We start from the raw sequence: 12,781 nt of genomic DNA, 5'->3' as shown, positions 1-12,781 counted from the left end.
GCCCGCCTCCTCCTCATCCACAACAGCTTATAGAGCCAAAGCCGTCAGGTTTCAAAGCGCGGCCCAGCGCCCTAATGTCACACTTGCTCAAGCTCGATCAGCGTCCCGAAGAAGTCCTTGGGATGCAGGAAGAGCACCGGCTTGCCATGGGCGCCGATCATGGGCTCGCCATCGCCCAGCACCCGCGCACCGCCCGCGATAAGCCGATCGCGCGCCGCCTGGATATCCTCCACCTCGTAGCAGATATGATGCATGCCGCCGGTGGGATGCTTGGCAAGGAACTTCAACAGCGGCGAGGCATCGCCAAGCGGCTCCACAAGCTCGACCTTGCTGTTCGGCAGCTCGACGAAAACGACGGTGACGCCATGCTCCGGCAGGGACTGCGGCTCGGAGACCTTGGCGTCCAACGTCCCGCGATAGGTGGCGGCGGCAGCGGCAATATCGGGAACGGCAATCGCAATGTGATTGATGCGTCCGAGCATGGCTGTTCTCTCTTCCTTGATCGGATCGAAACGCGGATCAGCTCGCCATGCGCGTGACGAAGACCGTCACGACAGGCTTCTTGCCCCAGCCATGATTGGCGGCTGCACGCACGGCGCGGCGCGCGGCTTCCTGCAACATGTCGATATCCTTGCGGCGCGCGCGCGGAATGCTCTCGATGGCGCTGACGACGGCGTCGAAGAGCGTGTCTTCCATCTCTTCGCCCTCGTCGTCATAGGCCGGCAGGCCGATCGCGACGAGATCCGGATCGCCGACGATGTCATAGCGGGCATCAAGCACGACGTTGACGGCGACATGCCCGACATAGGAAAGCTTCTTGCGATCGCCGATGCCCATCTCGTCGAAATCGCCGATCAGTATGCCGTCCTTGAAGATGCGGCCATGCGGAGCCTGGCCGATCACCTCAACCGAACCGGGCGCCAGCCGCAATATGTCGCCATTGCGAACCTTGGGCACGATAGAGATGCCGGATTGCTCGGCCAGTTCCTTATGTGCTGCCAGATGCGTCGGCTCGCCATGTACCGGCACGACGACCTTTGGCCTTGTCCACTCGTACATCTTCTGCAACTCGTTGCGGCGTGGGTGGCCGGAGACGTGGACGAGCGCTTCGGCGTCCGTCACTACATGCACGCCCTGTTCGGTGAGACCGTTCTTGATATCCTGAATGGCCTTCTCGTTGCCCGGAATGGCACGCGAGGAGAAAACGACGATATCGCCGGCGGCGAGCGCGACGTGGCGCATTTCATCGCGGGACAGCTTGGCAAGGGCGGCGCGGGGCTCGCCCTGGCTGCCCGTCAGAATGATGACGACCTTGTCGCGTGGGATATAGCCATACTCGTCCTCGGCGATGAACGGCTTGAGGCCTTCCATGATGCCGATATCGCGGGAGACGTCGACCACGCGCTTCAGCGAACTGCCGAGCAGCAAAATCTCGCGGCCCGCGGCTTCCGCGGCCTCGGCAATGGTGCGAATGCGGCCGACATTCGAGGAGAAGGTGGTGATCGCCACCCTGCCCTCGGCATTCTCGATGATCTTGCGCAGGCTTGCGGAAACATCCTTTTCCGACGGCGACACGCCATCGCGCAGGGCGTTGGTGGAATCACACATCAGCGCCAGCACGCCTTCGTCGCCGAGCTGTCGGAACCGCGCCTCGTCGGTCAGCGGCCCGAGCGACGGCTCGTGGTCGATCTTCCAGTCACCGGTATGGATGACGTTGCCAACCGGCGTGCGGATCATCAGCGACATCGGCTCGGGAATGGAGTGATTGACGGCGATGCCTTCGATGTTGAAGGGACCGACATTGATGCGATCACCGGCCTTGAACGGGGTGATCGGGATCTGGCCCATCGTCTTTTCGTAATCACGCTTGGCTTCCAGCAGACCGGCGGTAAAGCCCGAGGCATAGACCGGGACATTCAGGCCCGGCCAGAGATCGCTCAGAGCGCCATAATGATCCTCATGTGCATGCGTGATGATGATGCCCTTGAGGTTCTTGCGTTCCTTGGCGAGGAAGCGGATATCAGGGAGCACGAGATCGACGCCCGGCAGATCCGGCCCCGGAAAGGTGACGCCGCAATCGACCATGATCCACTGACGATGTTCCGGCGTACCATAGCCGTAAAGGGCGAGGTTCATGCCGATCTCGCCGACGCCGCCGAGAGGCAGAAACACCAGTTCGTCTTGCTTCGCCATATCTATACTTTACCTACGATCTGAAAAAAACGTCGCCCGCCGCGATCGGCAAAATCTTGCCGCCGCCGGCGTCGAGCATCAACAAGCCATTATCATCAATTCCGGCAAAATGCCCGGAAATCGATCGGTCTGGCAGATTCACTGTAATCTTTTCACCGATGCCGCAAGCAACGTCGCGCCAGCGCGCCGTGATCTCGCGAACACCTCTGCCGCTGTTCCAGACGGCCAGCGTCTCAGCCACGGAAGCATAGAGATGGGCAAACAATTCTTCCGGCGATACCGTCGAGCCTTGCTCACGCAGGCAGGTGACCGGATACATCGGATTGTCGGGCATGACGGCGACATTGATACCAATACCGATCACCAGCGCGTAACGTCCGTCCGGGAGAGCCTCGCCCTCGATCAGAATGCCGCAGGTCTTCTTGCGCCCGATCAGGATGTCGTTCGGCCATTTGACCTCGACGGGCTCCGCCGCCAGGGGCAGCACGCCGCGCACCGCCTGATGCACACCGACGGCGACAGCCAGAGGCAATGAGCCAAGTCGGTCCATGGGGGCGGGATCGATAAGAAGAAGAGAAGCGTAGAGGTTGCCGGGCTCAGACACCCAGGGACGCCCGCGGCGTCCACGGCCGCCGGTCTGACGGGCCGCCGTCACCCAAAGATTGCCGACATCACCCGCCCTCGCCCGCTCCAGGCATTCGCTGTTGGTGGAGGCAGTCTCTGAGAGAGCATCGTGCCGGAAGTCGGCGAGCGACTTCCGGCTGTTCATGTCAGACGCCATCAAAACAGCGTCGCGGCAGCAAGATCGGCAGCACCACCGATAGCGCCGCCAAAGAAGACGTAGGTGATGACGAAGAGACCCGAGAGGCCGAAGACCAGACGCAGCGAACCGGCCGTGCGGACGAACTCATCCTTGGCTTCATCGAACCACATCAGCTTGATGACGCGCAGATAATAATAGGCGCCGACGACCGACGAGAGAACACCGATGATGGCGAGCGCATAGAGATGGGCCTGGATAGCAGCGACGAAGACGAAATACTTCCCGAAGAAGCCGGCGAGCGGCGGGATACCTGCTAACGAGAACATCAGCGCCGTCAGCACGGTTGCCATGAAGGGATTGGTCGTCGAAAGGCCGGCGAGATCGTCGACATTTTCAACCTGACGTCCGTCCTTGCGACGCATCGCCATGATGATGGCGAAGACGCCGAGGGTCATGACCATGTAGATGACCATGTAAAGCATGACACCGGAAACGCCGGTCTGGTTGCCGGCCGCAAGGCCAACCAGCGCATAGCCCATGTGACCGATGGAGGAATAGGCCATCAGTCGCTTGAAGTTACGCTGACCGATCGCAGCAAAGGAGCCGAGCACCATCGAGGCGATCGAAATGAAGACGATGATCTGCTGCCAGTCAGCAAGCACCGGGTGGAAAGCGGTGATGACGATACGGGTCAGGATCGCCATGGCCGCAACCTTCGGCGCAGCCGCGAAGAAGGCGGTGACCGGGGTCGGCGCGCCCTCGTAGACGTCCGGCGTCCACATGTGGAACGGCACGGCCGAGATCTTGAAGGCAAGACCGGCGAGAACGAAGACCAGGCCGAAGACCAGGCCGAGCGAGCGGGTTTCGGCGCTGAGCGCAGTGGCAATCGCATCGAAGGTCGTGTGGCCGGTGAAGCCGTAGACCAACGACATGCCGTAAAGCAGCATGCCCGAGGACAGCGCGCCGAGCACGAAATACTTCAGACCCGCTTCCGTCGACTTCAAGCTGTCGCGGTTGATGGCAGCGACGACGTAGAGCGCCAGCGATTGCAGTTCCAGAGACAGGTAGAGCGAGATCAGGTCATGCGCCGAGATCATCAGCAGGATGCCGAGGGTCGCCAGCAACAGGAGCACCGGGAACTCGAAGCGATCGAGCTGTTGCTCGCGCGCCTGCCCCATGCTCATGAACATGGCGACGATCGAGCCGACCAGCGCGACGATCTTCATGAAGCGCGAGAAGCCATCGGCGAGATAGGCGCCGCCGTAGGCCAGGCCTTCGCCCGGCACGAAGATGATCCAGAGACCGGCCACCACGAGAACCGCGATGGCTAGGCCTGTGACCGTGGGACCCGACCGTTCGCCTGAGAAGACGCCGATCATGAGCAGCACAAGCGCACCGACCGCGAGGATAAGCTCGGGGATGGAAAGATGCAGGCTTGCAAGAATTGTGTCAGCAGTCATGTCGAATAGGTCCCGTCATCAATTCATCGACAGCGCAACATTCTGCGCGGCGTGCAGGGCTGCGGTGTAGTTGTTCACAAGCAGATCCACCGAGGCGGCCGTCGCATCGAAGATCGGAGCCGGATAGACGCCGAAGAGGATCGTCAGTGCGATCAGCGGATAGAGGATCAACTGTTCACGCGGCGACAGATCCAGCAGCTTCTTCAGGTTCTCCTTTTCCAGCGCGCCGAAAATGACGCGGCGGTAAAGCCAAAGCGCGTAAGCGGCCGAAAGGATGACACCGGTGGCGGCAAACAGCGCAACCCAGGTGTTGACGCGGAAGACGCCGATCAGGGTCAGAAATTCGCCGATGAAGCCGGAAGTGCCGGGCAGACCGACATTGGCCATGGTGAAGACCATCATCGCGACCGCGTATTTGGGCATGTTGTTGACCAGGCCGCCATAGGCCGCGATTTCGCGGGTATGGGTACGGTCATAGATCACGCCGACGCAGAGGAAGAGTGCGCCCGAGACGATGCCGTGTGACAGCATCTGGAAGATCGCGCCCTGAACGCCCTGCTGGTTGGCCGCGAAGATGCCCATGGTGACATAGCCCATATGCGCGACCGAGGAGTAGGCGATCAGCTTCTTGATGTCTTCCTGCATCAGCGCCACCAGCGAGGTGTAGATGATGGCGATAACGGACATCGCAAAGACGAGCGGTGCGAAATATTCAGACGCGTTCGGGAACATGCCGAGCGAGAAGCGGATGAGACCGTAGCCACCGAGCTTCAAGAGAATACCGGCCAGGATGACCGAGCCCGCCGTCGGCGCCTGAACGTGCGCGTCGGGAAGCCAGGTATGCACCGGCCACATCGGCATCTTCACCGCGAAGGATGCGAAGAAAGCAAGCCATAGCCATGTCTGCATATGCGGCGGGAACTTGTAGGCAAGCAGCGACGGAATATCCGTGGTGCCGGCCTGCCAGTACATCGCCATGATGGCGAGCAGCATCAGCACCGAGCCGAGCAGCGTATAGAGGAAGAACTTGTAGCTGGCGTAGACGCGGTCCTTGCCACCCCAGACGCCGATGATCAGGAACATCGGGATCAGGCCGGCTTCGAAGAAGACGTAGAACAGCACGATATCCAGCGACACGAAAACGCCGATCATCATCGTCTCGAGGACGAGGAAGGCGATCATGTAGTCCTTCAGGCGCTTCTCGACCGAGAGCCAGCTTGCCAGCACGCAGAAGGGCATCAGGAAGGTCGACAGGATGACGAACAGCATGGAGATGCCGTCGACACCAAGGTGATAGCTGATGCCGGTGCCGAGCCAGCCATGCTTCTCGATCATCTGGAAACCCGGATTGGCGTTGTCGAAGCCGATCCAGATGAACAGAGAAACGATGAAGGTAAAGACCGTCGTCAGCAGCGAGACGTTCAGGATATTGCGGCGGCCATTGGGTCCGTCATCCCGCATAAACAGCAGGATGAGAACGCCGACCAGCGGCAGGAACGTGACCGTTGAAAGAATAGGCCAATCGGTCATCAGAGGGAACTCCCGAGCATCATCCAGGTAACGAGGGCTGCAATACCGAGCAGCATCGCGAAGGCATAGTGATAGAGGTAACCGGTCTGCAGGCGAACGACGCGGTTGGTAACATCGGAGACGCGGGCCGCGATACCGTTCGGACCGTACGTATCGATGACCCCGACATCGCCCTTCTTCCAAAGGAAGCGACCGAGCGCCTTGGCGGAACGAACGAAGAGGAAGTCATAGAGCTCGTCGAAATACCACTTGTTCAGCAGAAATTCGTAGAGTGCAGGTTGCTGCTTGGCGAGCGCCTTCGGCGTCTCCGGCGACTTGATGTACATGTACCAGGCGGTCACGAAACCAACGACCATCGCAATGAACGGGCTGAGCTCGACCCAATGCGGAGCATGTTCCATCTCTTCGAGGATTTTGTTGTCCGGCAGTATGAAGAGCGCGTGCTTCCAGAACTCTTCGTAATCATGACCGACGAAGTAGTCATGGAAATACCAGCCGGCAAAGACAGCGCCGATCGCCAGCAGATAAAGCGGGATCAGCATGACATTCGGCGATTCATGCACGTGATGCATGACCTCGTGCGAAGCGCGGGGCTTGCCGAAGAAGGTCATGAAGATCAGACGCCAGGAATAGAAGCTGGTGAACAGTGCCGCAATAACCAGCAGCGTGAAGGCAAAGCCGGAAGCCGGATTATGCGACGTGTAGGAAGCCTCGATGATCGCATCCTTGGAGAAGAACCCGGCAAAGCCGATCGGCGTGAACGGAATGCCGACACCGGTGATCGCCAGCGTGCCGATGATCATCATCCAGTAGGTCTTCTTAATGTGGGTCCGCAGGCCGCCCATGTGACGCATGTCCTGCTCACCGTCGACGGCATGAATGACCGAGCCGGCGCAGAGAAAGAGCAACGCCTTGAAGAAGGCATGCGTGAACAGATGGAAGATGGCAGCACCGTAAGCGCCGACACCGAGAGCGACGAACATGTAGCCGAGCTGCGAACAGGTCGAGTAAGCGATGACGCGCTTGATGTCGTTCTGCACGAGGCCGACGGTCGCCGCGAAGAAGGCGGTGATCGCGCCGATGATGGTGACGAACGTCAGCGCATCCGGCGAGAGTTCGAAGATCGGCGACATGCGGGCGACAAGGAAGACGCCGGCGGTGACCATGGTCGCGGCATGGATAAGTGCCGACACCGGGGTCGGGCCTTCCATGGCGTCCGGCAGCCAGGTGTGCAACAGGAACTGCGCCGACTTGCCCATGGCGCCCATGAAGAGCAGCAGGCAGACGCCGGTCAGCGCATGGCCGCGATCAAGATGCATGCCGAAGAGGTTCAGAACGATATCGCCCGGCTGACCACCCTGCCCCGCGGCAAATGCCTGGGCATTGCCGAAGATGACGTCGAAGTTGATCGAGCCGAAGAGGACGAAGACGCCGGCGATGCCGAGCACGAAACCGAAGTCGCCGACACGGTTGACGATGAAGGCCTTCATCGCGGCGGCGGACGCCGACGGCTTCTTGAACCAGAAGCCGATGAGCAGATAGGAGGCGAGACCGACGCCTTCCCAGCCGAAGAACATCTGGGCGAGGTTGTCGGAGGTCACCAGCATCAGCATGGCGAAGGTGAAGAGCGAGAGATAGGCGAAGAAGCGCGGACGATGCGGATCGTGGTGCATGTATCCGATCGAGTAGACGTGAACGAGGGTCGAAACCGAATTCACGACGATCAGCATCACCGAGGTCAGCGTATCAATGCGCAGCGACCAGGCGACGTCGATGCCGCCGGACTGGATCCAGCGCAGCACGTCGACCTTGATCGGACCTTCGACGTGGCCAAGCGCCACGGTAAAGAAGGCGACCCAGGACAGGATCGCGGCGATGATCATCAAGCCGGTGGTGACGTATTCCGACGCCTTGGCGCCGATGCCGCGGCCGAACAGGCCGGCGATAACAGCGCCAATCAGGGGAAGAAAGACGATAGCCTTATATAGGAACATAGCTGTATCAGCCCTTCATCACGTTGACGTCTTCGACGGCGATGGAGCCGCGGTTACGGTAGAAGACGACGAGAATTGCCAGACCGATGGCCGCTTCCGCAGCAGCGACGGTCAGAATGAACAGAGCGAAGACCTGGCCGACGATGTCGTTGAGGAACGACGAGAAGGCGACCATGTTGATGTTGACCGCGAGCAGGATAAGCTCGACCGACATCAGGATGATGATCACGTTCTTGCGGTTCAGGAAGATACCGAAGACGCCGAGCACGAAAAGGATGGCGCTGACCGTGAGGTAGTGGGAAAGTCCGATAACCATGTTCTTGTTCCTTTGACCCTCGTGCCTCGCCTCAGACGCCCTGCCCCGGCTTGACCTTGACCACCTCGACGGCGGTCGCGGGCGTGCGGGCGACCTGTTGGGAAATATTCTGGCGCTTGATGTGCGTGCGATGTCTCAGCGTCAGAACGATAGCGCCGATCATCGCGACCAGCAGCACAAGGCCGGCGATCTCGAAGAAATAAACGTAGTTGGTATAGAGCACGTCGCCGAGGGCGGCGGTATTCGTCCGCTCCGTCAAAGCCGGGATCGGCATGGCGACCGACTTGGCGATCTCGGGCGAAATCACGCTGCCACCGACGACGACGATCAGTTCGGCGGCAAGGATGATGCCGATCAGCGCGCCGATCGGGGCATATTCCAGAATGCCAGCCCTCAGCTCCGAGAAGTCGATGTCGAGCATCATGACGACGAAGAGGAAGAGAACTGCAACCGCGCCGACATAGACGACCAGCAGGATCATCGCCAGGAATTCCGCCCCCAGGAGGAGGAAGAGGCCAGCGGCATTAAAGAAGACCAGGATGAGGAACAGGACCGAGTGGACCGGATTCCGCGCCGAGATAACCATGAACGCCGACGCCACCGCGACAAAGGCGAAGATATAGAAAAAAAGAGCCTGCAGACCCATGTTGGTGCCTTTTTCGTCTTCCCCCGGGCAGCCGGGAGTGTCCCTGCCCGATGGGACTTGGCCGGACACATGTCCGGCACAAAGCCCCGGTCTCTATTCAACCGCGACGGCGACTATCTCAGCCGCCCGTCACGGCATATTCAAAGTTCCGCTTAACGGTACGGCGAGTCGATCGCGATGTTGCGCGCGATTTCGCGTTCCCAGCGGTCGCCATTTTCCAAAAGCCGCGCCTTGTCGAAATAAAGCTCTTCGCGGGTTTCGGTGGCGAATTCGAAGTTCGGCCCTTCGACGATGGCGTCGACCGGGCAGGCTTCCTGGCAGAAGCCGCAATAGATGCACTTCACCATGTCGATGTCGTAACGCACCGTGCGGCGGGTGCCGTCATTGCGGCGCGGCCCGGCTTCGATGGTGATGGCCTGGGCAGGACAGATCGCCTCGCAAAGCTTGCAGGCGATGCAGCGCTCTTCGCCGTTCGGATAACGGCGCAAGGCGTGCTCACCGCGGAAACGCGGGCTGACCGGTCCCTTTTCGAAGGGATAATTGATCGTCGCCTTCTGTTTGAAGAAGTAACGCATCGACAGAAAGAATGCGCCGACGAATTCCTTTAGGAACACCGAGCTGACGGCGTTGGAAAATCCGGCCATCTTCAACCTCCAAATCTGCTTGAAGCGAGGATCGACATCATCATGCCCATCCCGTCAGCTTCAGCACGAATGCAACAATGACGACCATGGCGAGCGACAGCGGCAGGAATACCTTCCAGCCGAGACGCATGAGCTGGTCGTAGCGGTAGCGTGGCACGAAAGCCTTGACCATGGCGAACATGAAGAAGACGAAGCATGCCTTCAGCATGAACCAGATGATGCCCGGAACCCAGCTCAGGATCCAGATATCGACCGGAGGCAACCAGCCGCCGAGGAAAAGGATCGTGGTCAGCGAGCACATCAGAACGACGGCGGCATATTCGCCGAGCATGAACATCATGTACGGCGCGGAACCGTATTCGACCATGAAGCCGGCAACCAGTTCCGATTCCGCTTCCGGAAGGTCGAAGGGCGGACGGTTCGTTTCAGCCAGAGCCGAAATGAAGAACACGATGAACATCGGGAACAGCGACAGCCAGTGCCAGTCGAGGAACGAGGCCGGCAGGCCGAGCTTGGTGCCGAGGCCGGTCTGCTGCGACATGACGATGTCCGTCAGGTTGAGCGAACCGACGCAGAGCAGCACGGTGACGATGACGAGGCCGATCGAGACTTCGTAGGACACCATCTGCGCGGCCGAACGCAGCGCGCCGAGGAACGGATACTTCGAGTTCGAAGCCCAGCCGCCCATGATGATGCCGTACACTTCGAGCGACGAGATCGCCAGAATGTAGAGAATGCCGACATTGATGTTGGCGATGACCCAGCCGTTCGCCACCGGCACAACGGCCCAGGTGGAGAGCGCCAGCACCACGGAAACCAGCGGCGCCAGCAGGAAGACTGCCTTGTTGGCGCCGGCCGGAATGATCGGCTCCTTGACCATGAACTTCAAAAGGTCGGCGAAGGACTGGAACAGGCCGAAGGGACCGACGACGTTCGGGCCGCGGCGCAGCTGAACGGCCGCCCAGATCTTGCGGTCGGCAAGAAGGATATAGGCGATGAAGACCAGCAGGCAGACCAGAAGCAGCAGGGACTGACCAATCATAATCAGCGCCGGCCAGAGATAGGTCGAAACGAATGAATCCATGGTCCTCTGCCCTTACTCTGCCGCAGCCTGGAAATTGTTGCGGGCCAATGCGGAGCACTCGGCCATAACCGCCGAGGCACGCGCTATCGGGTTCGTCAAATAGAAGTCTTTGATCGGCGAAGCAAACGCGGATTTGCCCATCGCGCCGGCTTTTTTCGCAAGTGCGACAATTTGAGCGCTATCGCCTTCGGCGATTTCGTCGATGCCTGCGAAATGCGGGAAAGCGGCATAGAGCTTAACGCGCAATTCTCTCAGCGAATCAAAGGGAAGCTTCTTGCCGAGTACGTCGGAAAGAGCGCGGATGACAGCCCAGTCTTCGCGGGCGTCGCCCGGGGCGAAGCCTGCACGGTTGCCGACCTGAACGCGGCCCTCGGTGTTGACCCAGGTGCCCGACTTCTCCGTGTAGGTGGCTGCCGGCAGGATGACGTCGGCATTGTGCGCGCCGTTATCGCCATGCGAGCCGATGTAGACGGTGAACTTCGCGCCCTTCCGGCTGAAGTCGAGTTCGTCGGCGCCGAGCAGGAAGAGAACGTCCATCGAAGAGAGCATCGCCTGAGCGTTGACGCCCTTTGCGCCCGGCACGAAGCCGAGATCGAGGCCGCCGACGCGGGATGCTGCGGTGTGCAGCACGGCAAAGCCGTTCCAGTCATCCTTGACCGCGCCGACAGCGGCTGCGAGCTTGGCCGCATTCGCCAGCACCTTTGCGCCGTCTTCGCGGATGAGCGCGCCCTGGCCGATGATGATCATCGGCTTCTGCGCGGTCTTCAGAACGTCGGCGAAGCTGTGCGAGCCGCTGACGAGATCGGCAAGCGTCTCCGGACCGGCGCCGAGATAGTCGTAGGTGTAACGCAGATCTGCATGTTCGCCGATCACACCGATCGGGAACTTGCCGCGGCGCCAGCGCTTGCGGATGCGCGAGTTCAGCACCGCTGCTTCGACGCGCGGATTGGCGCCGACGATCAGCAGCGCATCGGCGGCTTCGATGCCTTCGATGCTCGGATTGAAGATATAGCTTGCGCGGCCGAGCGACGGATCAAGCGCCGTCCCGTCCTGGCGACAGTCGAGATTTTCCGATCCCAGCGATTTCAGCAGCTCGGAGAGAGCGTACATTTCCTCGACGGAAGCGAGGTCGCCGGCGATCGCGCCGATCTTGTCGCCGCTCGTAGCAGCGACCGCGGACTTGATGGCAGCGAAGGCATCGCCCCAGGTCGCCGGCTGCAGGCGGCCGTCCTTGCGGACATAAGGCTTGTCGAGGCGCTGCGTCTTCAGACCGTCCCAGATGAAGCGGGTCTTGTCGGAGATCCACTCTTCATTGATCTGTTCGTTGACGCGCGGCAGCACGCGCATGACTTCACGGCCGCGGGTGTCGACGCGGATAGCCGAGCCGAGTGCGTCCATGACGTCGACCGATTCGGTCTTGTTCAGTTCCCACGGACGGGCCGTGAAGGCGAAGGGCTTCGAGGTCAGCGCGCCGACCGGGCAAAGGTCGACAACGTTGCCCTGGAGCTCGGAGGTCATCGCCTGCTCGAGATAGGTGGTGATTTCGGCGTCTTCGCCACGGCCGATCAGGCCGAGTTCGGAGATGCCGGCGACTTCTGTCGTGAAGCGGACGCAGCGCGTGCAGTGGATGCAGCGGTTCATCACGGTCTTGACGAGCGGGCCGATATACTTGTCTTCGACGGCGCGCTTGTCTTCCTGATAGCGCGAACTATCGATGCCGAAGGCCATGGCCTGGTCCTGCAGGTCGCATTCGCCGCCCTGGTCGCAGATCGGGCAATCCAGCGGATGGTTGATCAGCAGGAATTCCATCACGCCTTCGCGGGCCTTCTTGACCATCGGCGTGTTGGTGAAGACTTCCGGAAGCTCGCCGTTCGGGCCGCCGCGGATATCGCGCACGCCCATGGCGCAGGATGCCTGCGGCTTCGGCGGGCCACCCTTCACTTCGACGAGGCACATGCGGCAATTGCCGGCCACCGACAGTCGTTCATGGAAGCAGAAGCGCGGGACTTCGGCGCCGGCTTCCTCGCACGCCTGGATAAGCGTGTAGTGATCCGGGACTTCGATCTCTTTGCCGTCAATCTTCAGTTTTGCCATCGTCCACTCAGTCCTATGTCACGTCTGCCGCCGAACCTGGCCACAGACAATTTCATG

11 protein-coding genes are annotated in these 12,781 nt (G+C 60.5%); all 11 read right to left on the bottom strand.

Annotation, left to right across the window (positions count from 1 at the left end):
• Nucleotides 1-77 precede the first annotated feature (77 nt).
• Nucleotides 78-482 carry a methylmalonyl-CoA epimerase gene (mce, locus tag AB6803_RS14100; protein ID WP_371109460.1) on the bottom strand — a complete coding sequence of 135 codons (405 nt, stop codon included), beginning with the start codon at nucleotides 480-482 and terminating at the stop codon, nucleotides 78-80.
• Between the two features lie 37 nt (nucleotides 483-519).
• Entirely contained in the window at nucleotides 520-2,193 is a 1,674-nt protein-coding gene (locus tag AB6803_RS14095) for a ribonuclease J (RefSeq protein WP_371109459.1), read from the bottom strand.
• Nucleotides 2,194-2,206: 13 nt separating this feature from the next.
• Nucleotides 2,207-2,974, bottom strand: coding sequence for a biotin--[acetyl-CoA-carboxylase] ligase (locus tag AB6803_RS14090; RefSeq protein WP_371109458.1), 768 nt, complete (start codon nucleotides 2,972-2,974; stop codon nucleotides 2,207-2,209).
• Entirely contained in the window at nucleotides 2,974-4,416 is a 1,443-nt protein-coding gene (gene nuoN / locus AB6803_RS14085; RefSeq protein WP_371109457.1) for an NADH-quinone oxidoreductase subunit NuoN, read from the bottom strand. Before nuoN ends, AB6803_RS14090 begins: the two co-directional genes overlap by 1 nt.
• 18 nt (nucleotides 4,417-4,434) lie before the next feature.
• Nucleotides 4,435-5,946, bottom strand: coding sequence for an NADH-quinone oxidoreductase subunit M (locus AB6803_RS14080; protein ID WP_371109456.1), 1,512 nt, complete (start codon nucleotides 5,944-5,946; stop codon nucleotides 4,435-4,437).
• Complete coding sequence (nuoL, locus tag AB6803_RS14075) at nucleotides 5,946-7,940, bottom strand: NADH-quinone oxidoreductase subunit L (protein ID WP_371109455.1); 1,995 nt, start codon at nucleotides 7,938-7,940, stop codon at nucleotides 5,946-5,948. The genes AB6803_RS14080 and nuoL overlap by 1 nt, the downstream gene beginning before the upstream one ends.
• 7 nt (nucleotides 7,941-7,947) lie before the next feature.
• Entirely contained in the window at nucleotides 7,948-8,256 is a 309-nt protein-coding gene (nuoK, locus tag AB6803_RS14070) for an NADH-quinone oxidoreductase subunit NuoK (RefSeq protein ID WP_007689961.1), read from the bottom strand.
• Between the two features lie 31 nt (nucleotides 8,257-8,287).
• Nucleotides 8,288-8,902, bottom strand: coding sequence for an NADH-quinone oxidoreductase subunit J (locus tag AB6803_RS14065; RefSeq protein ID WP_034518728.1), 615 nt, complete (start codon nucleotides 8,900-8,902; stop codon nucleotides 8,288-8,290).
• Between the two features lie 152 nt (nucleotides 8,903-9,054).
• Nucleotides 9,055-9,546, bottom strand: a complete 492-nt coding sequence (gene nuoI, locus AB6803_RS14060; protein ID WP_007689957.1) for an NADH-quinone oxidoreductase subunit NuoI — start codon at nucleotides 9,544-9,546, stop codon at nucleotides 9,055-9,057.
• A gap of 40 nt (nucleotides 9,547-9,586) precedes the next feature.
• Entirely contained in the window at nucleotides 9,587-10,630 is a 1,044-nt protein-coding gene (nuoH, locus tag AB6803_RS14055) for an NADH-quinone oxidoreductase subunit NuoH (RefSeq protein WP_007689956.1), read from the bottom strand.
• Nucleotides 10,631-10,642: 12 nt separating this feature from the next.
• Nucleotides 10,643-12,724, bottom strand: coding sequence for an NADH-quinone oxidoreductase subunit NuoG (gene nuoG, locus AB6803_RS14050; protein WP_371109454.1), 2,082 nt, complete (start codon nucleotides 12,722-12,724; stop codon nucleotides 10,643-10,645).
• Nucleotides 12,725-12,781: the final 57 nt, after the last annotated feature.

It is taken from the genome of Rhizobium sp. RCC_161_2 (assembly GCF_041355235.1).
Classification (GTDB): Bacteria; Pseudomonadota; Alphaproteobacteria; order Rhizobiales; family Rhizobiaceae; genus Rhizobium.
Note: the sequence above shows the minus strand (reverse complement) of the source record. Positions and strands in the feature narration are given on the sequence as shown.

Coding starts and splice junctions, on each gene's coding strand:
- mce (WP_371109460.1), bottom strand. CDS start 482: ATGCTCGGACGCATCAATCACATTGCGATTGCCGTTCCCGATATTGCC.
- AB6803_RS14095 (WP_371109459.1), bottom strand. CDS start 2,193: ATGGCGAAGCAAGACGAACTGGTGTTTCTGCCTCTCGGCGGCGTCGGC.
- AB6803_RS14090 (WP_371109458.1), bottom strand. CDS start 2,974: ATGGCGTCTGACATGAACAGCCGGAAGTCGCTCGCCGACTTCCGGCAC.
- nuoN (WP_371109457.1), bottom strand. CDS start 4,416: ATGACTGCTGACACAATTCTTGCAAGCCTGCATCTTTCCATCCCCGAG.
- AB6803_RS14080 (WP_371109456.1), bottom strand. CDS start 5,946: ATGACCGATTGGCCTATTCTTTCAACGGTCACGTTCCTGCCGCTGGTC.
- nuoL (WP_371109455.1), bottom strand. CDS start 7,940: ATGTTCCTATATAAGGCTATCGTCTTTCTTCCCCTGATTGGCGCTGTT.
- nuoK (WP_007689961.1), bottom strand. CDS start 8,256: ATGGTTATCGGACTTTCCCACTACCTCACGGTCAGCGCCATCCTTTTC.
- AB6803_RS14065 (WP_034518728.1), bottom strand. CDS start 8,902: ATGGGTCTGCAGGCTCTTTTTTTCTATATCTTCGCCTTTGTCGCGGTG.
- nuoI (WP_007689957.1), bottom strand. CDS start 9,546: ATGGCCGGATTTTCCAACGCCGTCAGCTCGGTGTTCCTAAAGGAATTC.
- nuoH (WP_007689956.1), bottom strand. CDS start 10,630: ATGGATTCATTCGTTTCGACCTATCTCTGGCCGGCGCTGATTATGATT.
- nuoG (WP_371109454.1), bottom strand. CDS start 12,724: ATGGCAAAACTGAAGATTGACGGCAAAGAGATCGAAGTCCCGGATCAC.